This window comes from Collinsella sp. CLA-AA-H167 (assembly GCF_040095305.1).
In the GTDB taxonomy this organism is placed as follows: Bacteria; Actinomycetota; Coriobacteriia; order Coriobacteriales; family Coriobacteriaceae; genus Collinsella.
Window position 1 is genome coordinate 126,081 of sequence record NZ_JBBNGA010000001.1, and the last position, 25,706, is coordinate 151,786.

The following is a 25,706-nucleotide window of genomic DNA, read 5'->3' on the forward strand; positions in this document are numbered from 1 at the left end:
GGGCCGCGGTTCTGGACGTCCCTCGTCGCGGGGACGTTCTGGTTATCAAGGAACGGGTCGGCAATCTTACAACGCCGGGCAGTCCCGTGGCAACGACCCGGCGTCGCGACTTCGCGGCTCGGGCGGCCCTCAAGTGCATAACACCAGGTCGCGCAAGAGTTCGTCGACCGAATGGCTCACGGGCACGCCTCTGCCTCGCCGCAAAGCCGTCATGGGCTTCATTGGGCTTGGCTTGGGCTTGGGCGTCTTTCGCCTTGGCGACTATCAAATTGTCGAAGCCGATAAACTGCGCGAGCGTGCCGATGCGCGCCGCCTGCTTGCGCAGACCCTCTATGCCAAACGTGGCACCATCTACGACCGCAACGGTAACGTGCTGGCGTCGTCGGCCGAAAGTCGCAACATCGCCGTGAACCCCCAGCTTGTCGAGGATGTTGACAAGACGGTGTCGGCGCTGGTCAAGGCAACTGGAATCGATAAAAAGACCTGCCGCAAGCTCGTTGAGTCCGATGGAACCTGGGTGTATATCAAGCGCCAGGTGGACGAAGACGACGCTGCGGCGCTGGAGAAGAAGAACCTGCCCGGCGTGCTTTTTGAGCAGGCCATGAAGCGCGTATATCCATACGGCAATCTGGCATCGCAGGTGCTGGGTGTAGTGAATGTAGACAACGACGGCTTGACGGGTCTCGAAAAGCAATACAACAAGCTTCTGACCGGCACGAACGGTTCTCTCGTACGCGAGCGCGCGAGGGACGGCAGCTATATCGCGGGCGGTGCCTATAAAAAGGTGGCTGCGGTCGACGGCGTTGATCTCGTGACGACGCTCGACGTCAATATCCAGCGTGCGGCCGAGGATGCCCTGGCAGAGGCTGTCGAGAAGACAAAGGCCAAGAACGGCTCGGCGCTGGTCACCGATCCTACGACAGGCGAGATCTTGGCAGCCTGCTCGTATCCGACCTACGACCAGACCAATTTGGAAAACGCCAAGACCGAGGATATGAACCTGCGCCTGGTCACCGACGCCTACGAGCCCGGCTCGGTCTTTAAGACGCTCGTGGCGGGCGCCGGCTTCGACTTGGGTGTCGTGCGGTCGAGTACGTCGTTTGAGGTGCCGGCGAGCATCAAGGTGGGCGACGATACCGTCACCGATGCCGACAAGCGCGACTACGCCATGACCATGGATGTGCGCGAGATGATGCGCCGTTCGTCCAACGTGGGATTTGTCCTGGTGGGGCGCAAGATCGGTGCCGACGACTTTGCTGCCTATGTGGACAAGTGGGGCATCGGTCACAGCTCTGGTGTCGATTTTCCGGGCGAGAGCCTGGGCATCGTCAAGGAGCGTGACCAGTATGACGGCGCCACGCTGGGTTCGATGAGCTTTGGACAGGCGCTGTCTGTCTCACCGATTGAGATCGCACGTGCCGTGGGCGGCATCGCCAACGGCGGCGTGATGATGACCCCGCACTTCTATAAGTCCAGCAAAGGCGACGAGAAGGACTGGGGCGAAGGCGAGCGCGCGATTTCGGAGGACGCCGCATCCCAGGTGACATCGTGCATGCAGACGGTCGTGTCGGAGGGAACGGGCGTTGGCGGCGCGGTTGACGGCTATGACGTGGCGGGTAAGACCGGTACGGCCGAACGTGCCGACGAGAACGGCGGCTACCTCAAGGAGAACTACATGTCGTCCTTTATGGGCTTTGCACCGGCACAATCGCCCAAGGTGCTGTGCTATATCACGCTCGACGGAACGCCGAGCGGCTCAGATGCCGCTGCGGTGCCGTTCCAGTCCATTATGGCCAACGCGCTCGACGTGCTGGGTATCCCACACACGAAGTAGGGGGTTACAATCTTTGGGGCGTGGTTTGTTGTCCCATATGAGGGGTGTTCACATGCCCTGCACCACGCATGCGCGGCGCTGGGATACAATACGCCGATAGCATTATTTAGGTTTACAGGGGAGCTGCAATGATAGAGATCGCCGTCAACAACCTCGCGGCCGCAACAGGGGCCCGAACCGTGACGGGAGAAGTCGATCGGGTATGCCGCGGGTGCGTTATCGACTCGCGCCAGGTCGAGGAAGGGACGATTTTCGTCGCCTTTCCCGGTGAAAACGTCGACGGCAATGATTTTGCTTCCCGTGCCGTCCAGTCGGGTGCCGGCGCCGTCGTGATGACGCGTGAGCCCGAGGCCGAGCTGGTCTCGCTGGCGCAGGACAAGGGCTGTGCCATCTTGCTGACCGATGATCCCGAGGAGTTTCTGCTGCGTTTGGCGCACGCGTATCGCCTGGAGCTTGGCTGCCTGGTCGTTGGCATTACCGGTTCCATCGGCAAGACGACGACCAAGGACGTTCTCGCCGCTGTGCTCGCCAAGCGCTATCGTGTCTGGGCCACCAAGGGCAATTTCAATAACCTGATCGGCATGCCGCTCACGGTGCTTTCCGCTCCGGCCGATACCGAGGTCCTGGTGCTCGAGATGGGCATGAACCATTTCCACGAGATCGAGCGCCTGTCCCAGTCCGCCAATCCCAACCTTGCCATCGTGAGCAAGATCGGCACCTCTCATATCGGCATTTTGGGCAGTCGCGAGAACATCGCCCGCGCTAAGGCCGAGATTGTCCAGGGCATGTGCGCCGCCGGCGACTATTTGCCGCTGCTGGTTTTGGGCGGCGAGGACGATTTTACGCCGTTCATTCGCGATACGTTCGCCCAGCCTGCTGGTATCGACGTGATGCTGGCCGGTGTCTCTGACGATGATGAGGTCCGCGCCCGCGACGTTCGCGTTGATGACGAGGGCCGTCCGGTCTTTACGCTCGATTTTGGTCAGGGCGAGACAATCGATACCATGCTTGCCATCCCCGGCGTGCAGTCCGTTCCTAATGCCGTTAAGGCCGCCGCGGTTGCCTATCGCCTGGGCGTGACGCCCGAGCAGATCGATGCTGCCTTTAGGGGTCTTACGATCACCGGGCACCGCCAGGAGATCAAGCGCGCCAAGAGCGGTGCACGCATCATCGACGATTCCTATAACGCCAGCGCCGAATCGATGGCAGCCGGCCTCGATCTGCTGTGCTCGCTTTCATGCACGGGGTCTCGCATGGCGATCCTGGGCGAGATGGGCGAGATGGGCGATGAGGCTCCTCGCATGCATGAGCTCGTGGGCGCCTATGCCGCCGCCAAGAAGCTCGACATGCTGGCGTGCGTGGGTGGTGAGCTGGCCCAGCTTATGGCCGATGCCGCGCGCATGATGGGCATGGACGAGGACCGCATCCAGGTGTTCTCCGATTATCAGCAGGTGCTCGACCGCATGGGCGGCGCGCTTGAAAAACATGATGTTGTACTGGTCAAGGGTTCCCGCTTTGTTGAGCTCGACCGCTTTGTGGAAGGTGTGTGCTAGCCCATGTTCGGCAATCCCTCGTATCCAACGTATCAGGCTTTTTTGGGGCTTGGCATCGCCGCAGCCATTGCGCTGCTGCTCATGCCGTGGTGGATTAAGCTGCTCAAGGTCGAGGGTATCGGCCAGCAGGTTCGTGCCGACGGCCCCAAGCGTCATTTGGTTAAGCAGGGAACGCCCACCATGGGTGGCGTTGTCATCCTCGTCGCGATCTCGCTGACCTGCCTGCTGATGGGCAAGCTCACCACCGAGCTCGTACTCGTGCTGCTCGCCACGCTGGCGACCGGCGTGCTGGGCCTGATCGACGACCTGACCTCCGTTACGCATGGGCGCTCGCTCGGTCTGACGCCCCATGCCAAGATGATCGGCCTAACCATTATCTGTGTCACCTTCACGGTACTTGCCGTCAACTGGTGCGGTGTCGCCCCCGAGATTCGTTTTCCCGGTGGGTTGACGATCGACCTTGGCGTGCTTTCGACCACCATCTGCGGCTATTCGTTCCCGTGGCTCTATATTGTCTTTTGCTGGCTGATGATTGCCGGTCTTTCTAATGCCGTGAACCTGACCGATGGCCTTGACGGTCTTGCTGGCGGCACCTCCATGATCGCCATGCTCGCCATGGCTGCCATGGCGTTTTTGCACGGAGACGTGAACCTGTCCATCTTCTGCACCGCGTGTGCCGGTGCCTGCTTGGGCTTTCTGTGGTTCAACTGCTATCCGGCGAGCATCTTTATGGGTGATACCGGCTCGCTTGCTCTGGGCGCCGCGTTTGCCTGTACGTCCATCATGACTAACACCGAGGTCGTCTCCCTCATCATCGGCGGCCTGTTTATCGTTGAGACCCTGTCGGTCATGATTCAGGTTGTCTACTTCCACTTTACGCACAAGCGCGTCTTCCTTATGGCGCCCATCCATCATCATTTCGAAAAGAAGGGTTGGGCCGAGACCAAGGTTGTCATCCGTTTTTGGATTATCGCTGCGGCATTTGGTGCCGTTGGCCTTGCTCTGTTCTTCCAGTTGGGATAGTGGTCTTTCATGCCTCTTGCTGATGTCTTTAGCCTGCTCGTTTTGGGTCAGGGCAAATCCGGCCTCGATGTCGCCCGCTGGGCGCTGGCACATCCAGAGCGCGTAAGCGCCGTTACCGTGTATGGCGGCGGCGCCTCTGAGCCCAATGACGCCACGCGTGCGCTCGAGGCTGCTGGTGCGTCGTTTGTCTATGGGATCGAACAGGTCGAGGGCGCCTATGACGTATGCGTGACGTGCCCGGGCATCTCGGAGTTCTCGGGCTTCTTTAAGGCCGGGCGCGAACATGCCGCTCAGATTATGGGTGAGCCAGAGTTTGCCTATCGCCTGTCGCCCGATAACTGGATTGCCATCACGGGCACCAACGGTAAGACGACCACCACGTCGCTGACTGATTATCTGCTCAAGGCTGCCGGCGAGGCCAGCGTAGCTGTCGGCAACATCGGCGAGCCGCCGGTCAACGAGATTGACGGCCGAGCCCACAACGAGTGGTTTGTGGCTGAGCTCTCGAGCTATCAGATTGCTACGACCACCGAGCTCCACCCTCGTGTGGCGGTGCTGCTCAACATCACTCCCGACCACTTGGGCTGGCATAAGAGCCATAAGAACTATGCGCTTGCCAAGATCAAGCTGTTTGACAATATGGTCGATGACGATCTGGTGGTTGTCGACGTCGAAGACGCCGGCATTCACGAGTTCGATGAGTACATCTATACGCCGGGTCGCCGCATCTGCAAGGTCGCTTTTGACGAGCCCGAGGGTGCAGACGCCGCCTTTGTGCGCGACGGCAAAATGGTCGTGCGCCTGAAGGGCGTCGAGACTCAGCTTGTCGCCACGTCCGAACTCAAGATCTCGGGCCATCACAATGTTATCAATGCCCTGTGCGCTGCCACGGCTGCCCTGGCAGTCGGTGCCGATGTCAATGGTGTCTGCCGCGGTCTGGCCTCGTTCCAGCCGCTCGAGCACCGCGTGGAGCCGTGTGGCGAGATTGACGGCGTGCGCTACGTCAACGATTCCAAGGCGACCAACACCGATGCGGTCGAGAAGGCGCTGACGGCATTTCCCGATGACGACGTGATCTTGCTGCTCGGCGGCCACGATAAGGGCACGCCGCTCACGGACTTCGCGCGCGTTGTTATGGATAACGTACGCTCGGTCGTCTGCTTTGGCGATGCGCGCGAGCGCTTTACCGCCGCTATGGACGAGGCCGATGTCGATGGCGATGTGGATATTGCCCAGGCGGATGACCTGCGCGATGCCGTGGACGTCGCCCGTTCGCTGTCGAGCCGTGGCGACGTGATCTTACTTTCTCCTGCCTGCTCTTCGTTCGATGAGTTCTCGGGCTATGAGGAGCGCGGCCGCGTGTTTAAGGACTATGTGGCGCAGCTTGCCGCTGCGGCGAAATCGCAAATGGAATAGGGGTTGCCGGTGAGAGAGGAGAGCCCCCGACAAGGTATGAGGAGGCCCGACTCGGACCGTGCTTCCTCGCGGCGTAGCACACCGCGTTCCGGTCGCGGCGGGCAGTCGTTTAGCGAACGCTATATTGCCGGCGTTCCCGCCCGCATCATGCGCCCCCGTCTGATATTTATGGCCTGCCTGTTTACTTTGGTGTGCTTTGGTCTGCTGATGGTGTACTCGGCGTCTTCGGTCGAGGCGCTGCACGAGAATGGCTCGGCGACGTTTTTCCTGGGTCGACAGGCCGCGTTTGCCGTGGTTGGTGTTCTGGCGCTGATTGCCATCGTGCGCGTTTTGCCGGACAGCTGGTTTGGGGAGGATGTGCTTAGGATCTTCCTTATCGGCATGATAGGGCTACTGTTTCTGGTGTTCTTGGTGGGCAGCGGCAGCCGTGGCGCCACGCGCTGGCTCAACATCGCCGGTATTCAGTTCCAGCCTTCCGAGTTTTTAAAGCCATTTGCCATTGCGTATTCGGCCATCATGCTTGATCGCTTCTTTTCGCCCGGTGGCAACATAAACGAATTCCTTCGCAAGATGGGCATCTACCTGGGTATTTCGCTCTTTCTGATCTTTATCCAGCCCGATTTCGGTACTGTCCTGATCATCCTGTTGACCCTCATGTGCATGGCGTTGTTTGCGGGTCTCGACCCGAGATTTATCATCGGCGTGCTAATCTTCGGCATTCTCGTGATCGTGATTGCACTTGTCGCAGAGCCGTACCGTATGGTGCGTATTCAGGTTGCCTTGAACCCTTGGGCTGACGAGTATGGTGACGGCTATCAGGCCACGCTTGCCATCATGGCCTTTGCCTCGGGCGGTCTGTTCGGCCGTGGCATCGGCAACTCAACCATGAAGTACTCGTATCTGCCCGAGGCGCACAATGACTACATCCTGGCCATCATTGGCGAGGAAGTCGGCTTTGTCGGAACCGTGCTGTTCTTCTTGGTGTTTGCGATGCTGATCTACTCGGCGTTTCGCATTGCCGAGCAGGCGACCGATCGTCGGGGCGCGCTTATGGCGTCTGGCTCCGCGGTCATTCTCGCGGTGCAGTTTTTGATTAACGCGCTGGGCATCCTCAACGTGTTTCCCATGACGGGCAAACCGTTGCCGTTTATTAGCTACGGCGGTTCGTCGATTATTGTGTCGCTTATGCTTGCCGGGTTGATCCTGCGCGTTTCGTACGAGAGCGCCCGCCGCGATGAGTATGACCGCCGCCGTGAGAGCTTTGCCGTTATGGACGAGAGCACCGCCGGCGTGGCCCATGTGCGCGGTGAACGACCTTCGCGTAGCGGCTTTACCGTTCTGGATGGTTCTGCATCCGAGCCGGCAGCTCGTCCACGCTCGCGAACGGCTCCGCAAGGTCGTCCGCAGCGCCCCAGCCCTCGCAACGCGGGCGGCGGATATAATCGAATCGATTTGAACTCGGACCCGTCGGCGCGTCTGCGCACCGACGACCAGGGACCGCGTGTACGAAGGGACTACCATGACCGATAAAATGACCGTTGCTATTGCAGCCGGCGGCACGGCAGGACACATCAACCCCGCGCTCGCCTTGGCCGAAGAACTGCGTGACCGTGGCCACCACGTTGTGTTCGTGGGCCAGTCGCGCAAGCTCGAGGGTCGTTTGGTCCCCGAGGCTGGGTTTGATTTTGTGCCCATTACGGTCACGGGCTTCGACCGCTCCCGTCCTTGGACGGCGCTGACCTCGCTGTGGCGTGTCAATAAGGCCAAGCGTGCGCTCGCCAATCATTTCTCAAAGGTCGGCAAGCCCGATGCCGCCATCGGTTTTGGTGCCTATGTCGAGGTTCCGCTGTTGGGGTGGTGCAAGGGCGCAGGCGTTCCGTATCTGCTGCATGAGCAGAACTCTGTTCCGGGCCTGGCCAACAAGATGATGAACTCCCACGCCGCCCGCGTGTGCATCTCGGTGCCGGCAGCGCGTTCGGTCTTTGAGCGCGAAGGTGACCCTGACCACGTGCTCATGACCGGCAACCCCGTACGTCGCTCGGTGATCGAGGGCGATCGCGATCGTGGCCGCAAGGCACTTGGCGTTCCCGAGGACGCTACGCTGCTGCTCGTCTTTGGCGGTTCACTTGGCGCCCAGCACCTCAACGAGCGCGTGACTTCGCTCAAAAACGAGCTGCTTTCGCGCAAGAACCTCTATGTGTTGCATTCGACGGGTGCCGACGGCTTTGAGGAGACCGAGCGCGCTTTGGCGCTGACGCCCGAGGAGGCGAAGCGTTACCGCGTCCAGCCTTACATCGACAACATGGGCGATATGCTGGCTGCTGCCGATTTGGTGCTCTCGCGTTCGGGTGCATCGAGCGTGGCCGAGATCGCTGCGCTCGCCGTGCCCTCGGTGCTCGTGCCGTATCCGCATGCGACGGCCGACCACCAAACCACCAATGCTCGTTATCTGGTCGACGCCGGGGCCGGCGTGCTCTGCGCCGATGCCGATATCGACGGTTCTGCCTTTGCCGATGAGCTGCTGCACCTGGTCGATGACGCGGCGGCGCGCGACGCCATGCGTCAGGCGGCGCGTGGTCTTGCTCAGGATAGAGCCGCCGCTCTTCTGGCGGATGCGGTAGAGGGTTTGCGTTAGTTAGACGGGATATCTTCGGTCGCCCTCGCGCTGATGCGGTAGGTGCGGTACAGTTAACGGGTTACAGGCAGTGTTTACGCAAGGAGTACACGAGCACATGGCTGATTCCCAGACTGCAACCTCCGCGCCCGAGTTTAAGAGCGCCCACTTTATCGGTATCGGCGGCGCCGGCATGAGCGGCATCGCCCTCGTTCTGCACGAGCGCGGTTATGCCGTTACCGGCTCCGACCTTAAGACGTCACGTTATATCCGCCAGCTTACCCGCGCTGGTGTGAAGGTGCATGTGGGCCATGAGGCCGCCACGATCGACGAGGTCAAGCCCGACGTGGTTGTTGTCTCCACCGCTATTCCGGAGTCCAACCCTGAACTCGTGCGTGCTCGCGAGCTTGGTATTCCCGTGTGGCCCCGTGCCAAGATGCTCTCTGCTTTGGGCCACGGCTACACCACCGTCGCTGTTGCCGGCACGCATGGCAAGACCACCACGTCTTCGATGTGTGCCACCATGCTCGACCGCATGGGTCTGGATCCGAGCTTCCTGATCGGTGGCATCGTTGAGGGCTATGACACGAACGGCAAGAACGGCTCGGGCGACTACTTTGTCGCCGAGGCCGACGAGTCCGACAGCTCCTTCCTGTTCCTGAACCCCAACGTAGTCATTGTGACCAACGTCGAGGCCGACCACCTCGATCACTACTCGGGTATCGAGGAGATCGAGGCAACTTTCGCCAAATTCATGAGCCTGGTGGGCGAGGACGGCACCGTCATCGTCTGCGGTGAGGACCCGCATCTGGTCGAGCTCGCCAAGTCGACGGGCCGTCACGTGCTTTCCTACGGCTTTGCCGAGAGCAACGACATCGTCTGCATGCACCCGGATGTCAAGGGCATCCAGAGTGACTTTATCGTTCGCTTTGAGGACGGCACTGAGCGCGCTGTGGAGATCAAGAGCAATCCCGGTCGCCACAACATGCTCAACGCCACGGCGGTGCTCACCGTCGCCCATGTCCTGGGCCTTGACATCGACGCCGCCGCCAAGGCGCTCTCGAGCTTTGAGGGCGTCCGCCGTCGCTTTACCCACGTGGGCGATATCGATGGCATCACCGTGGTCGATGATTACGGCCATCACCCCACCGAGATCAAGGCGACGCTTGCTGCCGCTTCGTCGCTGGGTTACAAGCACGTCGACGTCGTGTTCCAGCCGCACCGCTATTCGCGCCTGCAGGCCCTGTGCGACGACTTTGCCGATGCATTTGCCAATGCCGATAAACTGCTGCTGATTGATGTGTTCTCGGCTGGCGAGATGCCCATTCCGGGTGTCACCTCTAAGATGCTCGCCGATACCGTGCGCGCCAAGCATCCTGGCAAGGAGGTCGTGTACTGCTCCAGCCGTCTTGAGCTCAATCAGGAGCTCGAGCAGATGGTGGGCGAGGGCGACCTGCTGCTCACCATGGGTGCCGGCGACGTTACGACCGTCGGTCCCGAGTTCATTGAGTATCTGACTGCCAAGAAAGACGCTTAAGTCTAATGGGTCTGTTTAACGCCGTCATGGCGCTCTCGGGCATGATCGACACGGATGTGATCGAGGACGAGCGCCTTGCGCGTCATACGAGCTATCGTATCGGCGGCAAGGCCGACCTCTTTGTGACGTGCCATAGCTATCATGCCCTCCGCCGCGCCGTGGCGGTGCTCGATCGCGAGCAGGTGCCGTGGGTCATCATCGGCAAGGGCTCCAATCTGCTGGTTGCCGATGGCGGTTATCGCGGTGCCGTCATTTCGCTCGGACGTGAGTTCCAGCGCACGGTTGTTGCCGATGACGGTTGTACGCTGACGGTCGGTGCGGGCGTGATGTTTGCGCGCCTGGTCAACGATGCCCTGTCGCGTAGCCTCTCGGGCCTTGAGTTTGCCGTTGGCATTCCCGGTTCGGTCGGCGGTGCGATATCTATGAATGCCGGCACGCGGACCGAGTGGATTGGCTCGCTGGTTGAGGATGTCGTAACGTTTGACCCGGCATCCGGTATCAAGCATTATGCGGGGTCCGAGATCTCTTGGGGCTACCGCGAATGTAGCCTTCCCCGCAATGAGATCATCCTCGAGTGCGTGCTCAAGCTTAAACCGGCGCCCAAGGCCGACATTCGCGAGCGCATGGAGCGGTACCTTACAAGGCGCAAGCGTACGCAGCCCATGGGTCGCGCATCCTGCGGGTCTGTCTTTCGCAACCCGCCCGATGCGAGTGTGGGCAAGCTTATCGAGGATTGTGGATTAAAGGGTTTTTCGATTGGCGGCGCGGAAGTTTCGCCCGTTCACGCTAATTTTATCGTTAATAACGGAACTGCCTCGGCCGATGACGTTGCCGCGGTTATCAGACATGTGCACGGAAAGGTGAGGGAGGCGTATGGCATCGAGCTCAGACCGGAAGTTAAATTCCTCGGCTTCTAGAGCATCGAAACCCACCTTCCGCCGCGCCGGAGGGCGTTCCGGCGCGCCTGCCAAACCTCAACGCAATACCGTCGCGCACTCTAAGTCTGTCGGGCATGCTCGACAGACCAGTCGTCCGGTCGTCGGCTCGCAGCTCGGTAATCGTCCGGCCGCAAAAAAGTCCTCGCGTCCCTCGGTGACGTCAAAGCCTGTTATGGGCGCCAAGCCTGCCCGTCCCATGGCAGCTCCCAAGCCCTCGACGGGAACTAAAGCGGCGCGTCCAGGTCTCACGCTGGGCGCATTGAAACCGCGCTCGCTGACATCGGTGCCGGCTACCGCCAAGAAGCCTTCGAGTAAAAAAGGTTTCAACCCGTTATCTTCACTTGGAGCGATGGCAAATAAAACATCAGACGCCGCTTCTGTCGTTACAGGCAAAGGCAAAATCGTGGGCGGCGTTCTGGCCGTCTTGGCCGTGCTCGTCGTCGTTGCCATCGTGGTGATCAACTCTGGACTGTTTACTGCCACTGATATTCAGATTCAAGGCAGCGAGCATGTGACGAAGCACGATGCTATCCAGCTGATCGACTTGCCCGAGGGAACGTCGCTTTTTAACGTCGATCCCGACCAGATTACCGAGGATCTCAAGCAGAACCCGTGGGTTTCGGGCGTGGATGTCCAGCGCCAGTTTCCCCATACGCTTATCATCACGCCGACGGAGCGTAAAGTTATCGCCATTGCGTATATCAGCTCCGACGACCTTGCCTGGGCTATCGGAGACGATGACACCTGGATCGCCCCGCTGTCGACGTCGGTCGAAGTGGACGACCAGGGCAACGTCATCACGACAGGGCAGGGCTCAAATACCTTGACCGGAATCGATGCCGCGCTGGCGCTCGCCAAGCATTATGGCGCGGTGTTGTTGACTGATGTCTCGGCGGATGTCGCTCCGGTTTCCGGCCAGGCGGTGAACTCCAAAGCCGTTAAGGCCGGCCTGGATTATGTGCGTGGTTTTTCGAGCGAGTTCTTGGGACAAGTCAAGGATATTTCCACGCCTTCGGTCGAAGCCATCTCGGCAAACCTCAATAACGGCATTGAGGTGTCGCTGGGCGATTCGGACGATATCGCCAAGAAGGAACGCGTAGTCACCAAGTTGCTTTCGCAGGTAGAGGGCGTAACGTATATCAATGTGCGCTCTCCGGGCAACTACACATTTAGGAATGCTCCGACCTCGTAGCGCTGGTTGATGCTTTGTTGAGGGGCCATACCACGCCGTTTATCTGGTTTGTTTGGTTTTCACGGTCAATTATTTGACTGATACGTTCATAATGTGCAAACATAATACGGTTTACCTTTGCATTTACTTTCAACCTGAAGGTTAATGTGCGCAGGGGTCGACCCATGCTATGGCTATAACCTTTGTTCGGAGGACCGACATGCACGAGACAGAGATCAACAACTACCTTGCCGTCATTAAGGTGGTCGGCGTCGGCGGCGGCGGTACCAACGCGGTCAATCGAATGATCGAAGAGGGCATCCGCGGCGTCGAGTTTGTTGCCATCAACACCGATGCTCAGGCACTCGCGATCTCTGATGCCGATATCAAGGTGCACATCGGCACCGACCTTACCCGCGGTCTGGGCGCCGGCGCCAATCCCGAGGTTGGCCGCAAGGCTGCCGATGAGTCCCGCGACGACATCGCCGAGGCGCTCGCTGGCGCCGACATGGTGTTTATCACCTGCGGCGAGGGCGGCGGCACCGGTACCGGCGCTGCTCCCATCGTTGCCGATATCGCGATGAACGAGGTCGGCGCACTGACCGTCGCCGTCGTGACCAAGCCCTTCACCTTCGAGGGCCGCAAGCGTAAGAAGAGCGCCGAGGAGGGCATCAAGACCCTCTCCGATTGCGTCGACACCATGATCGTCATTCCTAACGATAAGCTGCTCGACATCGCCGAGAAGAAGACCACCATGCTCGAGGCCTTCGCGATTGCCGATGGCGTCCTTTCCCAGGGCACCCAGGGCATCACCGACCTCATCACCGTCCCCGGTATCATCAACCTGGACTTCGCCGATGTTAAGACCATCATGAAGCAGGCCGGTACCGCCATGATGGGTATCGGTACCTCTTCTGGGGATACTCGTGCCGTCGACGCTGCCCAGCAGGCCATCTCCAGCCCGCTGCTCGAGAGCTCCATCGATGGTGCCACGCGCGTGCTGCTCTCCATCGCCGGTTCCAAGGACCTGGGCATCCAGGAGATCAGCGACGCCGCCGACGTTGTCGCCAACGCCGTCGACCCCGAGGCCAACATCATCTTCGGTACCGTTGTCGACGAGTCCCTGGGCGATCAGGTGCGTATCACCGTCATCGCTACGGGCTTCTCCGACTCCAACGTCAACCGTCAGGATGAGCTCTTTGCTGCTCAGCAGTCTCAGAGCAAGGCCGCTGCCTCCGCTGAGCCGCAGCGCACCGCTCCGGCTGCCAGCCCGGCTCAGGCCGCTCCGACCCGCAACGTCGGTGGTACCGAGCTGCCCAACTTTGGCAACGACCAGTTCGAGCTTCCCGACTTCCTGAAGCGCGGTAGCTTCTAGTTCGTTTTTCTCAACGACCTGCACGGGGTGTGTCCATTTGGATGCACCCCGTTTTGTTTCTCGTTTGTAAACGAAAGCCTCCAATCTCCTTACGTTCCCTTTACGTTTGGTCCCTACCGCTGCGGGTATCCTTTTAAGGAAGTATGACAGCCGTATAAACGCGGACTGCGCGGCGACGCCGCGGTACTTGTGTTATTAGGAGGCTTTAGTATGGCAGCACGTGCGGACAACGTTTCGCGTGTCGACCATGATGGAGTTACGTTGGTGGAGGGCGCGACATCCGATGTCCGCTTTGCCTTTACCGAGCGCACCGGTGGCGTTTCTGAAGATGCGTACTCCTCGCTCAACCTGGGCTCGCATGTAGGCGATGACCCCTTTGCTGTTCAAGAAAATCGTCGTCGAGCGCTCGAAGCTATGGGCGCCACTGAGTGCGAGCATAATCTGCTCGTGCCCAATCAGGTACATGGTGACCATATCGTTACGGTGACTTCGAACGGCGCCGACGATCTTGAGGCTGTTCGCGAGCAGATTGCCGAGGGCTGCGATGCCATCGTCTGTACGGCCCATGACGTGCCCGTGCTGCTCTGCTTTGCCGACTGCGTTCCCGTGGTGCTGGTGGCCCCTGGCGGATTTGCCGTGGTGCACTCCGGTTGGAAGGGCACGATTGCACGTATTTCTGCCAAGGCGTGCCAGGCGCTTTGCGATGCTGCCGGCTGCGATGCGAGCGACGTTTCCGCCTATATCGGCCCCCATATCTTGGCTGACGAATATGAGGTATCCCAGGAACTCATGGATCGCTTTGCCGTCGAGTTCTCTTGCATCGATGCGAGTGCCTCTCGCATGCTCGATCTTTCCGCTGCCATTTGTGAGGCGCTGGTAGATGCCGGTGTGGACGCGGATAATATCGTGGATACCCAGCTTTCGACTGTGCGTCAGAACGACCGCTTTTATTCCTACCGTAACGAGGACGGCACCTGTGGGCGCCATGCTGCGATCGGCGTGATGCTATGAGAAAGATCGTATCGGTCCTGAGCGCCGCTGTGCTTACGCTTACGCTGTGCGCCTGTTCTTCGGGATCTTCTACCTCTTCCATTACCGTGGCCGGCTCCACGACCTGCCTTCCTATCGCCGAAATTGCGGCAGAGGGCTTTAAGGAGGAGACCGGCATCGACGTGCTCGTTTCCGGTTTGGGCTCTTCCGCTGGCATCGAAGCCGTCAGCGCTGGCACGGCCGATATCGCCAGCTCCTCCCGTGGACTCAATGCCGACGAGCAGGATCTGGGCCTGACTCCCATCGTCATTGCCCACGACGGTATCGCGGTCATCGTGAACGAAGACAACCCCGTCGATAACCTCTCGACCGAGCAGCTCCGCGATATCTATGCCGGCAAGATCACCAACTGGAAAGAAGTCGGTGGCGAGGACCTGAGGATTCAGGTTATCAACCGAGATGAGGCGTCTGGCACGCGTGAAGCCTTCCGCACCATCGTGATGGACGGCACCCCGTTCGATCGCCGCTCCGCCGTTCTTTCGGGCACGGGCCAGGTGCGCGACGTGGTATCTCGTTCGCGCGGGGCTATCGGCTACATTTCGCTGGGCTTCGTCGATAGCCTCAACGCCAAGACCTCGGTCAAGGCCGTCTCGGTCAATCATGTTGAGGCGTCCGAGAAGACGGTTGCGAGTGGCGGCTATCCCATCTCGCGCGACCTTTACTTCTTTGTGAAGGGTGCGCCTTCGCAGCAGGCGCAGGATTACATCGACTACGTGACGTCCGAAAAGATGGACAAGCAGATTCGCGAGGCGGGCTTTATCCCCGTCACCAACGACGAGAAGGGGAGTGAGTAGCATGGAAGCACAGGAAAACTCCCAGACTGAGCGGAATGTTCAGACGCCCAAGAAGCGCGAGCTGGCGCTCGTATCGCGCAGTACCTATATCAAGGAGAAGGCGCTGCAGTGGATTTTCTTTGCCTGCGCGTTCTTGGCGGTCGTTACCGTCATCCTGATTTTTGTCTTTACCACGTACTCGGCGCTGCCCGTCTTTACCGACATCGGTCTGGCGGACTTCTTTAGCTTTACGTGGGCGCCCTCTGAGGGTCACTACGGCATCGTGTCGCTGCTTGCCGGCTCGGGTCTGGTGACCGTCGGTGCACTCGCCATGGGTGTGCCCCTAGGCGTGGGCACGGCCGTGTATCTGGTCGAGATCGCCAGCAAGCGCGTGCGCAAGCTCATCAGCCCTGCCGTTGACCTGTTGGCCGGCATCCCTTCTATCATCTATGGCTTCTTTGGCATGATCATCATCCGCCCGTTTATCGCACAACTGACCGGCGGTCTTGGTTTTGGCGCGCTGACGGCGTGGTTCGTGCTCGCCATTATGATCGTGCCCACCATCACGACGCTTACCATCGATGCTCTCAATTCCATTCCCATGGGCATTCGCGAGGCATCGTATGCCATGGGCGCCACCAAGTGGCAGACTATCTATAAGGTCGTGTTACCTGCCGCCAAGCTGGGTATCGTGGATGCCATCGTGCTGGGTATGGGCCGTGCCATCGGCGAGACCATGGCCGTGCTCATGGTCGTGGGTAACGCCCCGGTTATTCCCGACAGCATTGCGAGCCCCATCTCGACGCTCACGAGCCAGATTGCGCTCGACATGAGCTATTCCTCGGGTCTGCATCGCTCGGCGCTGTTCGGCATGGGCGTGGTCCTGTTTATCATTTCCGCCACGCTGGTGGGCATCGTCCGCCTGGTTTCCAAGAAGAAGAGGGGGTAGGCTATGTCCGATTCCGTTGACACGACGGTCGATACGACCTCGTCGCGCGAGCGCATCAAGCGTGCCCTTTCCCACGGCAAGAAGGGCCGCATCAACAAGGACCTGTCCAACAAGATCATGCTTGGCGTGTTCCGTGCCGCGGCATACATCACCACGCTGGTGCTGGTCGCTATCATCGCCTACGTGGTCATCAACGGCCTGCCACACATCTCGCTCGACTTTATCTTCGGTTGGCCCCAGGGCGTCAACGCCGAGGGCGGTATTTGGCCCACGATCGTCTCGACCGTCTATGTGACGGCGCTCGCCATGCTTATCTGCACGCCGATCGCTGTGCTGGCAGCCGTCTATCTGGCCGAGTACGCCAAGCAGGGCAAGGTCGTCGAGCTCATTCGCTACGCTGCTGACGCTTTGGCCTCGGTGCCCTCCATCGTTATGGGCCTGTTTGGCTACGCCTTGTTTGTCGAGGCCATGGGCCTGGGCCTTTCGATGGTCTCGGCCGCTCTGGCGCTCGCGCTCTTGATGCTTCCCATCGTCATGCGCACCACCGAAGAGGCCATTCGCGCCGTCCCGCGCTATATCCGTTGGGGCGCGTACGGCCTGGGCGCCACCAAGTGGCAGGTTGTCTCCAAGATTGTGCTTCCTTCTGCCTTTGGCCGTATTGCCACGGGCATCGTCCTCGCCATCGGCCGCGCCATTGGCGAGACCGCGGTGGTGCTCTACACCATGGGCCAGGCCATCAATCTACCTATTTCGCCGCTCGATTCCGGCCGCCCCATGACGGTTCACCTGTACCTGCTTGCCAACGACGGCATCAACATGAACGCAGCCTACGGCACCGCGCTCTTGCTGATGGTGATCATTCTGGCCTTCAACCTGTTTGCGCGCTTCCTGTCGCGCAAGCGTCGCTAGTTAAGGAGTCCCATGTCCGTTTATCAGTCCGCTCCCACGCTGGAGCAAGCGGCCATTACGGCCAAGGATTTCAACTTTTGGTACGGTGACTTTCATGCGCTGACGGGGCTTGACCTCAACATCGCCAAAAACGCCATCACCGCCTTCATTGGCCCTTCGGGCTGCGGCAAGTCGACGTTTTTGCGCTGCATCAACCGCATGAATGATCTGATCGAGGGTACGCGCGTCGAGGGCACTATGACGCTCGACGGCAATGATATCTATGCCGAGGGCGTCGACCCGGTCGACCTCCGTCGTCGCGTGGGCATGATCTTTCAGCAGCCCAACCCGTTTCCCAAATCCATCTACGAGAATGTCGCCTTTGGCCCTCGTCTACAGGGCGTGACTAGCAAAAGCGACCTCGATGACATCGTGGAAGAATCGCTCAAGCGCGCCAACCTCTGGAAAGAGGTATCCAATCAGCTCAACAAGGATGGTTTGGCGCTCTCGGGCGGTCAGCAGCAGCGTCTGTGCATCGCGCGCGTGCTTGCGGTGCAACCCGATGTTCTCCTGATGGACGAGCCCTGCTCCGCCATCGACCCCACGTCCGTCTCTAAGGTCGAGGATCTGATGGCCGAGCTGGCGCCCGAGATGACGATCATCATCGTCACGCATTCAATGCAGCAGGCAGCTCGTATCAGCGACTACACCGCATTCTTCTTGCAGGAAGTTGCCGGCGAGCCCGCCACGCTCATCGAGTATGGTCAAACCGACGCGATCTTCACCAGCCCGGTGGACTCGCGGACGGAAGACTATATCACCGGCCGCTTTGGCTGATCGGTGCGACTAGTCCCAAGCCGATCGGACCTAGTCCGGTGCGTATTCACTGTGCGGGCGGCATGACCGCACCCAACTGATTGGAGTGAACCATGCGCAAACTGTTTTCCCGTCAGCTCGTCGAGGCCCGTCACGAGATGCTGAGCATCTATGAGGCCGTCGATCTGGCCCTCCACGATGCCGTGAAGGCCTATGTGACCGACGACCGCAAGCTCGCCACCAAGACCAAGAAGCGCACGCTTTCGATTGACGCGCGCTGCGCCAACCTGGAGGCCGTCTGCTACAACCTGATCGCCACGCAGTCACCGGTCGCCTCCGACTTCCGCCTGCTTCAGACGATCATCTACGTCGACTTTAACCTGCAGCGCATGACCGATAAGGTCCGTCAGATCTGCCGTGCCACGCGTCATATGATCAAGGCCGACATCTCGCTGCCCAAGGAGCTTGTCGGCACGGTTGAGGCCGAGGCTGAGGCCGTCTACCAGGTGCTAGGCTCGTCGCTTTCTGCGCTCGTCACCAACGACATGTCCATCATTTGCAACCTGGCCGTCGAGGACGAGCCGGTGCACGCCGCCTACGAGAAGTTCTTCCGCACCTTTAACCGTATGGATACGGGCGACTATATGGACGACGACAGCAACTATGACGACCTGCGCCGCGCCATCATGGTTTCGCGCTACCTCGATCGCATCGCTTCCATTTCCATCGATGCCGCTTGCCGTCTGACCTTCCTGTTGACTGGTCAGCGTATGAACGCCGGCGATATCGCCCGTGTGGACGAGGATGAGCTCGAGAGCATGCGCGTGCCTTCGGGCGAGGGTGTTATCATGAGGCCCGCCGTCGACGCGCGTTACGTTGCCAAGGTGCCCGCCAACGAGGTCAGCGAGGGTCTTCGCTACCTGCTCGATCATCTTGAGGACGAGGACGATGGCGAGGACGACGAGGAGTAAGTAGCCCCGTTCGTCGAAAGATTGTAAATACCTAAGTGAGCGCGGCCTTGCACATGCGGGGCCGCGCTCTTGCGTTAGCATGGGACTACTTGTTTGGCTGTCAGCGGAGGCGATTGGCAATGGATAACTATTTGGATTTGATGCGCGCTCGCCGCGAGCAGATTCTGGAACGTTTTTATGCGGCGCTCGATCGCGCGGGCCGCCCCCACGACGCCGCGCGCCTCATTGCCGTGTCCAAGACCGTTGGTGTCGATGAGACTGTTGCTGCCATCCAGGCGGGGTATCGCCATTTTGCCGAGAACCGCCCGCAGGAGCTGGTTCGCAAGCTCACGGGTCTGGCGGAGCATCAGGAGCTGCCCGAGGTGCGCTTCGATATGATCGGCAACCTGCAGACCAATAAGATCAATGCGGTGCTGGGCTCAGCCGAGCTGATTCACTCGGTGGGTTCGCTGCATCTGGCACAGGCGATCTCGAGCCGTGCTGTCCGCAAGATTGAGGCAGGCGAGCTCGCCGGCCCCCAGCGTGTGCTCATCGAGGTCAATGTGAGTGGTGAGGAGTCGAAGGGAGGCTTTTCGCCCGATGAGATTCGCGCCGCCGCGGGTGAGCTTGCGGAACTTGAGGGAATTTGCGTACAGGGGCTTATGACTATGGCGCCCCGGGGGAATAAGGATGTGGCACGCCGCACCTTTGCGGGGCTTCGTGAGCTGAGGGATGAGCTGGAGGCGGCGCATCCCGATTTGAACCTGCCTGAGCTTTCCTGCGGCATGAGCGAGGACTTTGAGCCTGCCCTTGAGGAGGGCTCTACGCTCGTTCGCCTGGGCAGGGTAGTATTTAGCCCGGAGTTTGCAGTAAAATAAGGCTCTGAAGTGCGCACTGATTATCGGGGCGCCTGCACTAAACCGCGAGAGGACACAACCATGGGCTTCCTTGACGAGATTAAAAATAAGATGCACCTGGGCGGCCAGCAGGGTTACGACCAGGGTTATGGCCAGGACGACGACTACGGCTACGATGACGGCTATGACGATAGTTATCAGGGCAACGGCTACAGCGGTGCTTCGGGCGAGGGCTTCTACACCCAAGACGAGCCGAGCAACGGCCTGCTTGGTCAGACGCGCCGCGGTGAAGCTGAGTCGGTTGCCGTGTATACGCGCTCCGGTCAGCTGGTCGGCGATGACTCCCGCCATGCCACGACGTATAACCCGCCTTCGCGCTCGCAGGACAGCGTTGCGAGCGGTTATCGTCCTGGTGCCTATGACACGCCGTCGAGCTACGCCGAGAACACCCGCGCCCGTGCCGCCGCTGCACCCGCGCCTGCACCGAGCGATGCCTCGGCCTATGCGAGCAATATCATCAACGCCACGCCGCAGCTGCCGGCCTATGTCCTGCGCCCCGAGAGCTATGACGACGTGGAGACCGTGGTGCGCCGCGTTCGCACCAAGCAGCCTGTCGCACTGATTTTTGTTGGCGTTCGCACCGAGGTCGCCAAGCGCGTCCTGGACTTTAGCTATGGCTTTGCCTGTGGCCTGGGCGCCACGGTCAAAGAAGTGGGCGATCGCGTATTCATGGTGCTGCCCGCCGGCTGCGAGGTTAAGGATTCGGACCTCAAGAAGCTTCGTGCCGACGGCTACCTTAAGTAAACCCAAGACGAGGAGATTCTCATCAACATCTACACCATTGTCCAGCTGGTCAACACGCTGTTCAACTTCTACTCCACGCTCATCGTGGTCTATTGCTTTATGACGTGGATTCCCATGAAGCAGGGCGGCCTGCTGCAGGATATCGCTGCAGTGCTCGATAGCGTCTGCGGCCCGTGGCTCAACCTCTTTCGTCGGTTTATCCCGCCGATGGGCGGCGTTGATTTTTCGCCGGTCGTTGCGATTATTGCGTTGCAGTTGGTGCAGAGGCTGATTCTGCAGCTTCTTATAGGTATACTCGTATAGAACTGACTTAGTAACTTACGTCGGGCGTGTAGCGCCGAGGCGATGAAAAAGGAGACTTGTTATGGCTATTACCCCTGCAGACATCCAGGCTCAGACTTTCTCTGAGGCCAAGCGTGGCTACGATCCCGCCGAGGTCGACGTCTTCTTGGAGACGCTGTCATCCGAGGTTGACGCTATGCTCGCTAAGATCGTCGACCTTAAGGGTCGCCTGACTGCTACCGAGCAGCAGCTTGCCGATGCGCAGGCTCAGCTTGCCCAGGCTCAGGATGCCACCGCCCAAGCCGTTCCTGCCGCCCCCGTGGCTGCTCCCGCCCCTGACTTCTCCGCTCAGGAGCGCCAGATTTCCGCTGCCCTGATTGCTGCCCAGCAGACCGCTGAGACCATCGTCAACGATGCCAACGAGAACGCTGAGCGTATCCGCAACGAGGCTGACGCTAAGGCACGCGAGGTTATCCGCCAGGCTCTGACCGAGAAGCAGGCCGAGCTCGAGGAAATCGATCGTCTCAAGGCTTCCCGCGAGGAGTTCAAGGCCGAGTACCTCAAGCTCATCCAGCACTTCATGGACGATGCCCAGAACTCCTTCCCGGCCGACCTCATGGCCTCCACGCCGGTCGGTTCTGCCGCTTCTCCTGCGGTGACTGTTCCCGCCGAGCCGCTGCCCGTCGCTGACCCGGTTGTCCCCGTGGCCGATCCCTTCGCCCCGATCGACAACTTTGCCGCCGACGACCTGGACTAACATTCGGCCTACAATTTAGTGCCTAGAAAGGACCCGCAGCTTGCGGGTCCTTTTTTATGACTGTGCCGGGGCGCGCATCATAAAAAACCGAGCCCTGAACATAGTGGCGCAGAGCTCGGCGAACGGGTGAGCGGTCAAGGGTAGGTTTTAAGGCATGTCCTAAAAATCTACTTGAGGAGGAAGTCGGGGAGGGGAATGGTGCGGGCCTCGCGATGCTCGGGATCGGCGATGTGGTCGGCAGGATAGCCACAGACGAGCATGTGATAGGGATAGACGCCCTCGGGCAGGTTGAACTGCTCCTGTGCCACCTCAGGCTTAAAATGGCATACCCAGCACGTTCCCAGGCCCTGCTCGGTGGCCTCCATCATCATCTGATCGCACACTATGGACGTATCGATTTCACTGGAATTCATCTGGTCATACGGGCGCACCCAAGCGTCTTCGGTAACGCTACAAATAAGGAAGACAAGCGGAGCGCCAAAGATAGATCCATCACGAGCAAACCGAGGCTGACAAGCAGCAGCCTTCTCCAGAAGCTCAGGCGTATCCAGCACCATCACACGAGAAGGATGATTATTACAAGCAGAAGGAGCAATCCGCCCAGCCTCAACAATGGCATCCACCACAGCCTGCTCCACAGCCCGATCTTCAAACTCACGACAAGAATACCGACCCCGAGCCAGATCCAAATAAGACATACAAGCCCTCCTATAATTAAAAATCAAACAAACCAAAAGTAACCCAAAGAGTACCCAAAGCAGCAATCAGCCAAACGCTCATCAAGGGCCAAAGTGTCCGAACGGATACCAAAGGTCCCTTCAGCCAAACCCCCATCGCGCTAAATCTATCAGCCAAAGTTCCCAATGGTGGTGCATAAGGGAGCGGGCCCGGCCACTAATAACCTTTTGAACGACTCTGCTTGCAGCCGGAGTGAAAAAGGTTATTAGTGGCCGGGCCCGCGACCGGTGGGACATGTACCCCCAATTAACTGTTCTTCATGACGATCGAATCCACAACATCGGCCACATTCTCGCAGCAGTCGGCGCAGTACTCCAGGAAGGCGTAGACGTCACGCCAAGCGATGACCTCGAGCGGATCCTTGCCGTTAACGTGCAGGTTGCGCATGGCGTTGATGTAGAGCTCGTCGGCCTCGGACTCGATGGTGTTGATCTGGATGACGAGCTCGCGCAGCGTTTTGGACTTGCGGTAGTTGGGAAGCTCGACCATCAGGTCTTTCATGGCGCGGCAGGCGTCAGTCACCTTGTGGGCGATGACGATGGCGTCGGGATGGATGCTCTGAATGTTGGTGAAGTAGACGCGCTGCACGACGCCCTCAATACGGTCGAGCACGGTGTCGAGCGCGCAGCTCATCAGATCCAGATCCTCGCGCTCGAGCGGGGTGATAAAGGCGGTGAGCAGGGCGTCTTCGAGCTCGTGGTGCTTCTTGTCTGCCGCATGCTCAATCGCATGCATCTCCTCGAGCATGTCGTGGATCTGCGCGGGATCAAAGTTCTCAAAAATCTTGATGAGCAACTCTGCGGCCTGGACAGCAAGGTCGGCGCAGGCGACGTAGTTGTCAAAGTAGAACGAATCGGGTTTCTTTGCCATGGGTGGGTCCTTTCGAGGTGAAGACGGGTGGGCGAAGTGTTGCGGTCCAGATGGACGTTCGGTTTGACTAGAGGAACATCATGAACAGCTTGGCCATGACAAAGCTGATGAGTCCGCAGGCGGGGAAGGTGAAGAACCAGGTGAACATCATGTCCTTGACGACGCCGAAGTTGATGGCCGAGAGGCGCTTGACGGCACCGACGCCCATGATGGCGCAGGTCTTGATGTGTGTGGAGGACACGGGGATGCCGGTAAGGGTGGCAAGCAGCAGGTTCGCGGCGCCCGCCAGGTCGGCGGAGAAGCCCTGGTACTTTTCGAGCTTGACCATGCTCTGGCCAACGGACTTGATGATGCGCTCGCCGCCCACGCTGGTGCCGATGCCCATGGTGGCCGAGCATAGCAGCATAATCCAGATGGGGATGCCGGCATCGCCGACGCTCGTCTGGCCGCTGGCAAAGGCCACGCCTAAAAAGAGCACGCCGATGAACTTCTGTCCATCCTGCGCGCCGTGCATAAAGCTCATGGCCGCAGCGCTCGCGATCTGAGCGTATTTAAAGAAGACATTGGCACGTCGCCTGTTGGCGGCGGCGAAAAGAATCGAGACGAGCTTGCACAGGACCCAGCCCATGACAAAGCCCAGACCGATGGAGAGCGCCAGGCCGTAGATGACCTTCATCCACTCGTGGACGTTGACGCTGCTCGCACCGCCGAGGGCGATGGCGGCACCGGTCAGGCCGGCGATAAGGCTGTGGCTTTGCGAGGTGGGGATGCCAAAACGCGACGCTGTGGCGCCGTAGACGACGATGGAGAACAGCGCCGCGCACAGACAGGCGAGCGCCATGGTGCTGTTTCCTCCAAAGTCGACAATATGGGAGATGGTGTTGGCGACGCTCGCGTTAAAGTGCGTCATGATGAGCACGCCAAGGAAGTTGAATGCGGCACTCATGAGAATAGCGGCGCGGGCGGGCATGCAACGCGTAGTGACGCAGGTCGCGATGGCGTTGGGTGCGTCGGTCCATCCATTGACGAAGATGGCGCCGAGCGCGAGGATCACGGTGACGGCAAGGACTGGGTTCGACACAAGTTGGCCGAGGAAGGTTGAGAACGTTACGTCCATATATGGGCTTTCTCGAAGTTTGCAGGCACGTTACAGAAACATGATAAATCGTATCACCTCCTGCGGGTTTCTTTACCGAGTTCTGATGGGAGCAGTGAATTTTTTGGCACTAAAAATGAATATTAGCCCTGTTGACCGTGGGTGTTCTTTTTGCTAACACACCATGAGGACACGTGCGCGCGCCCCAACACCCCAAAACCACAGCCTGTTCGCTTTACAACATGCAAACATGCGTTCGATAATAGGAGGCATGGAATATCGACAGACAGATGGCAAAACTCGGCGCGTGCACAAGCAGTATGTGGACGTCGTGGCTCGCATCCTCGCGGGCGGACAGGTCGTGCCGGTCACCGTCTGCTGGGTCGACGGTCGTTGCTTTACGATTGACGAGATTGTCTCGACCACTGGGTTTGGCCTGACGGTTCACGGCATTCGTACGGCAACCTATAAGGTGCGTTTTGGCGGGCACGCGACCGAGTTGTATCTGGAGGACCAGACGCGCGAGCGGGCGGACGGCTCGCAGGCACACGTGATGCGTTGGTGGGTGTGGGCGTTCGACCGAACACTCGAGAGCGGGCGCCGCAGGTAAGAACGCGTGGCGTTCGGGTACAATGGCAGGAAACTTGTCAGCTACGGCGCCGTCGCGGTGCTTTTTGAAAGGACGAAATTATGAACGATATCCAGGGCTATCAGAATGGCCCCATCGAGACCGGCGCAAGCCGTGCCAAGGAGATGTCGCCGCGCGCGTGCAACCTTGTCATGTCTGCTCTGATCTTTTTGGGCTTTTGCGCCATGGGCGCCGGTGTTTACTTTACGAGCACCATGTCGTTTGCGCGCATGATGATGAGCGGCGCCGCTTTGCCGCTGGTCTTTGGCTCATTTATTTTGACCATCGTCGGCATGGTCATGATGTCGGCTGCTGCCAGCAAACAGTCCGTGGGCCTGTCACTCGTGGGCTACGTGGTCTTTGCGAGCACCTTTGGCCTGACGGCGTCGTTTGGTCTTGCCAACTACGACCTGCCTACCATTAACACCGCCTTTATCGCCACGGCCGCCATCACCTTTGTCTTTGGTGCGCTGGGCGTGACCTTCCCCAAGTTCTTCCAGCGTGTGTATGGCATTGGTTTTGGCATCCTGCTTGCCACGATTCTGGTCGAGATCGTGCTGATGTTCATGGGCGTTTCGCAGTCCATCACCGACCTGATCGTGATCGTGGTGTTCGCCGGCTTCATCGGCTACGACACCTATGTGGCAACGACGGTGCCGCCCACGCTGCCCAACGCCGTGCTCATGGCATCCAACCTGTTCGTGGACATTATCAACGTGTTCCTGCGCATTCTGAACATCCTCGGCCGTCGCGATTAAAGCGCGGCATTGCGATGCTTCCTGCCGGA

At 59.5% G+C, this 25,706-nt stretch carries 25 protein-coding genes; 22 read left to right on the forward strand and 3 right to left on the reverse strand.

Annotation, left to right across the window (positions count from 1 at the left end; genetic code table 11):
• Positions 1-133: 133 nt before the first annotated feature.
• From AAAT03_RS00610 to AAAT03_RS00705, 20 genes are all read left to right on the forward strand, one after another.
• Positions 134-1,834 (forward strand): penicillin-binding protein 2, encoded by a 1,701-nt coding sequence (locus AAAT03_RS00610; RefSeq protein WP_349102346.1) that lies wholly within the window; start codon positions 134-136, stop codon positions 1,832-1,834.
• A 128-nt stretch (positions 1,835-1,962) separates the two neighbouring features.
• Positions 1,963-3,387, forward strand: coding sequence for a UDP-N-acetylmuramoyl-tripeptide--D-alanyl-D-alanine ligase (gene murF, locus AAAT03_RS00615; protein ID WP_117584228.1), 1,425 nt, complete (start codon positions 1,963-1,965; stop codon positions 3,385-3,387).
• Between the two features lie 3 nt (positions 3,388-3,390).
• On the forward strand, positions 3,391-4,410 hold the full coding sequence (mraY, locus tag AAAT03_RS00620; RefSeq protein ID WP_089571579.1) for a phospho-N-acetylmuramoyl-pentapeptide-transferase: 1,020 nt from the start codon (positions 3,391-3,393) through the stop codon (positions 4,408-4,410).
• A gap of 9 nt (positions 4,411-4,419) precedes the next feature.
• Positions 4,420-5,826, forward strand: coding sequence for a UDP-N-acetylmuramoyl-L-alanine--D-glutamate ligase (gene murD / locus AAAT03_RS00625; RefSeq protein ID WP_349102347.1), 1,407 nt, complete (start codon positions 4,420-4,422; stop codon positions 5,824-5,826).
• A gap of 36 nt (positions 5,827-5,862) precedes the next feature.
• Positions 5,863-7,356, forward strand: a complete 1,494-nt coding sequence (gene ftsW / locus AAAT03_RS00630) for a putative lipid II flippase FtsW (protein ID WP_117647216.1) — start codon at positions 5,863-5,865, stop codon at positions 7,354-7,356.
• Positions 7,346-8,461 carry an undecaprenyldiphospho-muramoylpentapeptide beta-N-acetylglucosaminyltransferase gene (murG, locus tag AAAT03_RS00635; RefSeq protein WP_117647217.1) on the forward strand — a complete coding sequence of 372 codons (1,116 nt, stop codon included), beginning with the start codon at positions 7,346-7,348 and terminating at the stop codon, positions 8,459-8,461. Before ftsW ends, murG begins: the two co-directional genes overlap by 11 nt.
• 97 nt (positions 8,462-8,558) lie before the next feature.
• Positions 8,559-9,977, forward strand: a complete 1,419-nt coding sequence (murC, locus tag AAAT03_RS00640; RefSeq protein WP_117636008.1) for a UDP-N-acetylmuramate--L-alanine ligase — start codon at positions 8,559-8,561, stop codon at positions 9,975-9,977.
• 5 nt (positions 9,978-9,982) lie between these two features.
• Positions 9,983-10,894 carry a UDP-N-acetylmuramate dehydrogenase gene (gene murB / locus AAAT03_RS00645; protein WP_117636007.1) on the forward strand — a complete coding sequence of 304 codons (912 nt, stop codon included), beginning with the start codon at positions 9,983-9,985 and terminating at the stop codon, positions 10,892-10,894.
• Between the two features lie 424 nt (positions 10,895-11,318).
• The gene (locus AAAT03_RS00650; protein WP_231501570.1) at positions 11,319-12,107 is read left to right on the forward strand and encodes an FtsQ-type POTRA domain-containing protein; all 789 of its coding nucleotides are present in this window, start codon (positions 11,319-11,321) and stop codon (positions 12,105-12,107) included.
• Between the two features lie 199 nt (positions 12,108-12,306).
• Positions 12,307-13,461: a cell division protein FtsZ gene (gene ftsZ / locus AAAT03_RS00655; RefSeq protein ID WP_055251674.1), complete on the forward strand. Its 1,155-nt coding sequence runs from the start codon at positions 12,307-12,309 to the stop codon at positions 13,459-13,461.
• A gap of 210 nt (positions 13,462-13,671) precedes the next feature.
• The gene (locus tag AAAT03_RS00660) at positions 13,672-14,472 is read left to right on the forward strand and encodes a polyphenol oxidase family protein (protein ID WP_089571585.1); all 801 of its coding nucleotides are present in this window, start codon (positions 13,672-13,674) and stop codon (positions 14,470-14,472) included.
• Entirely contained in the window at positions 14,469-15,305 is an 837-nt protein-coding gene (locus AAAT03_RS00665; protein ID WP_117803367.1) for a phosphate ABC transporter substrate-binding protein, read from the forward strand. Before AAAT03_RS00660 ends, AAAT03_RS00665 begins: the two co-directional genes overlap by 4 nt.
• Position 15,306: 1 nt before the next feature.
• Entirely contained in the window at positions 15,307-16,233 is a 927-nt protein-coding gene (gene pstC, locus AAAT03_RS00670) for a phosphate ABC transporter permease subunit PstC (RefSeq protein WP_117584223.1), read from the forward strand.
• 3 nt (positions 16,234-16,236) lie between these two features.
• The gene (gene pstA, locus AAAT03_RS00675; protein WP_006234250.1) at positions 16,237-17,142 is read left to right on the forward strand and encodes a phosphate ABC transporter permease PstA; all 906 of its coding nucleotides are present in this window, start codon (positions 16,237-16,239) and stop codon (positions 17,140-17,142) included.
• A gap of 12 nt (positions 17,143-17,154) precedes the next feature.
• Complete coding sequence (gene pstB, locus AAAT03_RS00680) at positions 17,155-17,958, forward strand: phosphate ABC transporter ATP-binding protein PstB (RefSeq protein ID WP_117776691.1); 804 nt, start codon at positions 17,155-17,157, stop codon at positions 17,956-17,958.
• A gap of 92 nt (positions 17,959-18,050) precedes the next feature.
• Complete coding sequence (locus AAAT03_RS00685) at positions 18,051-18,908, forward strand: PhoU domain-containing protein (protein WP_349102348.1); 858 nt, start codon at positions 18,051-18,053, stop codon at positions 18,906-18,908.
• 119 nt (positions 18,909-19,027) lie between these two features.
• Positions 19,028-19,765 carry a YggS family pyridoxal phosphate-dependent enzyme gene (locus AAAT03_RS00690; RefSeq protein WP_124786324.1) on the forward strand — a complete coding sequence of 246 codons (738 nt, stop codon included), beginning with the start codon at positions 19,028-19,030 and terminating at the stop codon, positions 19,763-19,765.
• 60 nt (positions 19,766-19,825) lie between these two features.
• On the forward strand, positions 19,826-20,548 hold the full coding sequence (locus tag AAAT03_RS00695; protein WP_055251691.1) for a cell division protein SepF: 723 nt from the start codon (positions 19,826-19,828) through the stop codon (positions 20,546-20,548).
• Between the two features lie 57 nt (positions 20,549-20,605).
• On the forward strand, positions 20,606-20,851 hold the full coding sequence (locus AAAT03_RS00700) for a YggT family protein (RefSeq protein WP_255360343.1): 246 nt from the start codon (positions 20,606-20,608) through the stop codon (positions 20,849-20,851).
• A gap of 61 nt (positions 20,852-20,912) precedes the next feature.
• Positions 20,913-21,587 carry a DivIVA domain-containing protein gene (locus AAAT03_RS00705; RefSeq protein ID WP_006234242.1) on the forward strand — a complete coding sequence of 225 codons (675 nt, stop codon included), beginning with the start codon at positions 20,913-20,915 and terminating at the stop codon, positions 21,585-21,587.
• A gap of 167 nt (positions 21,588-21,754) precedes the next feature.
• On the opposite strand, the gene AAAT03_RS00710 is transcribed toward AAAT03_RS00705, so the two are convergent.
• From AAAT03_RS00710 to AAAT03_RS00720, 3 genes are all read right to left on the reverse strand, one after another.
• Entirely contained in the window at positions 21,755-22,285 is a 531-nt protein-coding gene (locus tag AAAT03_RS00710; RefSeq protein WP_349102349.1) for a nitroreductase family protein, read from the reverse strand.
• 286 nt (positions 22,286-22,571) lie between these two features.
• On the reverse strand, positions 22,572-23,195 hold the full coding sequence (locus AAAT03_RS00715) for a DUF47 family protein (protein WP_117655140.1): 624 nt from the start codon (positions 23,193-23,195) through the stop codon (positions 22,572-22,574).
• 67 nt (positions 23,196-23,262) lie between these two features.
• Positions 23,263-24,312 carry an inorganic phosphate transporter gene (locus AAAT03_RS00720; RefSeq protein WP_117584218.1) on the reverse strand — a complete coding sequence of 350 codons (1,050 nt, stop codon included), beginning with the start codon at positions 24,310-24,312 and terminating at the stop codon, positions 23,263-23,265.
• A gap of 250 nt (positions 24,313-24,562) precedes the next feature.
• Between AAAT03_RS00720 and AAAT03_RS00725 the strand changes: the two genes are divergently transcribed.
• The gene (locus tag AAAT03_RS00725) at positions 24,563-24,901 is read left to right on the forward strand and encodes a hypothetical protein (protein ID WP_147325404.1); all 339 of its coding nucleotides are present in this window, start codon (positions 24,563-24,565) and stop codon (positions 24,899-24,901) included.
• 80 nt (positions 24,902-24,981) lie between these two features.
• Positions 24,982-25,677, forward strand: coding sequence for a Bax inhibitor-1 family protein (locus AAAT03_RS00730; RefSeq protein ID WP_349102350.1), 696 nt, complete (start codon positions 24,982-24,984; stop codon positions 25,675-25,677).
• Positions 25,678-25,706 lie beyond the last annotated feature (29 nt).

Coding starts and splice junctions, on each gene's coding strand:
- murF (WP_117584228.1), top strand. CDS start 1,963: ATGATAGAGATCGCCGTCAACAACCTCGCGGCCGCAACAGGGGCCCGA.
- mraY (WP_089571579.1), top strand. CDS start 3,391: ATGTTCGGCAATCCCTCGTATCCAACGTATCAGGCTTTTTTGGGGCTT.
- murD (WP_349102347.1), top strand. CDS start 4,420: ATGCCTCTTGCTGATGTCTTTAGCCTGCTCGTTTTGGGTCAGGGCAAA.
- ftsW (WP_117647216.1), top strand. CDS start 5,863: ATGAGGAGGCCCGACTCGGACCGTGCTTCCTCGCGGCGTAGCACACCG.
- murG (WP_117647217.1), top strand. CDS start 7,346: ATGACCGATAAAATGACCGTTGCTATTGCAGCCGGCGGCACGGCAGGA.
- murC (WP_117636008.1), top strand. CDS start 8,559: ATGGCTGATTCCCAGACTGCAACCTCCGCGCCCGAGTTTAAGAGCGCC.
- murB (WP_117636007.1), top strand. CDS start 9,983: ATGGGTCTGTTTAACGCCGTCATGGCGCTCTCGGGCATGATCGACACG.
- ftsZ (WP_055251674.1), top strand. CDS start 12,307: ATGCACGAGACAGAGATCAACAACTACCTTGCCGTCATTAAGGTGGTC.
- AAAT03_RS00660 (WP_089571585.1), top strand. CDS start 13,672: ATGGCAGCACGTGCGGACAACGTTTCGCGTGTCGACCATGATGGAGTT.
- AAAT03_RS00665 (WP_117803367.1), top strand. CDS start 14,469: ATGAGAAAGATCGTATCGGTCCTGAGCGCCGCTGTGCTTACGCTTACG.
- pstC (WP_117584223.1), top strand. CDS start 15,307: ATGGAAGCACAGGAAAACTCCCAGACTGAGCGGAATGTTCAGACGCCC.
- pstA (WP_006234250.1), top strand. CDS start 16,237: ATGTCCGATTCCGTTGACACGACGGTCGATACGACCTCGTCGCGCGAG.
- pstB (WP_117776691.1), top strand. CDS start 17,155: ATGTCCGTTTATCAGTCCGCTCCCACGCTGGAGCAAGCGGCCATTACG.
- AAAT03_RS00685 (WP_349102348.1), top strand. CDS start 18,051: ATGCGCAAACTGTTTTCCCGTCAGCTCGTCGAGGCCCGTCACGAGATG.
- AAAT03_RS00690 (WP_124786324.1), top strand. CDS start 19,028: ATGGATAACTATTTGGATTTGATGCGCGCTCGCCGCGAGCAGATTCTG.
- AAAT03_RS00695 (WP_055251691.1), top strand. CDS start 19,826: ATGGGCTTCCTTGACGAGATTAAAAATAAGATGCACCTGGGCGGCCAG.
- AAAT03_RS00705 (WP_006234242.1), top strand. CDS start 20,913: ATGGCTATTACCCCTGCAGACATCCAGGCTCAGACTTTCTCTGAGGCC.
- AAAT03_RS00710 (WP_349102349.1), bottom strand. CDS start 22,285: ATGTCTTATTTGGATCTGGCTCGGGGTCGGTATTCTTGTCGTGAGTTT.
- AAAT03_RS00715 (WP_117655140.1), bottom strand. CDS start 23,195: ATGGCAAAGAAACCCGATTCGTTCTACTTTGACAACTACGTCGCCTGC.
- AAAT03_RS00720 (WP_117584218.1), bottom strand. CDS start 24,312: ATGGACGTAACGTTCTCAACCTTCCTCGGCCAACTTGTGTCGAACCCA.
- AAAT03_RS00725 (WP_147325404.1), top strand. CDS start 24,563: ATGGAATATCGACAGACAGATGGCAAAACTCGGCGCGTGCACAAGCAG.
- AAAT03_RS00730 (WP_349102350.1), top strand. CDS start 24,982: ATGAACGATATCCAGGGCTATCAGAATGGCCCCATCGAGACCGGCGCA.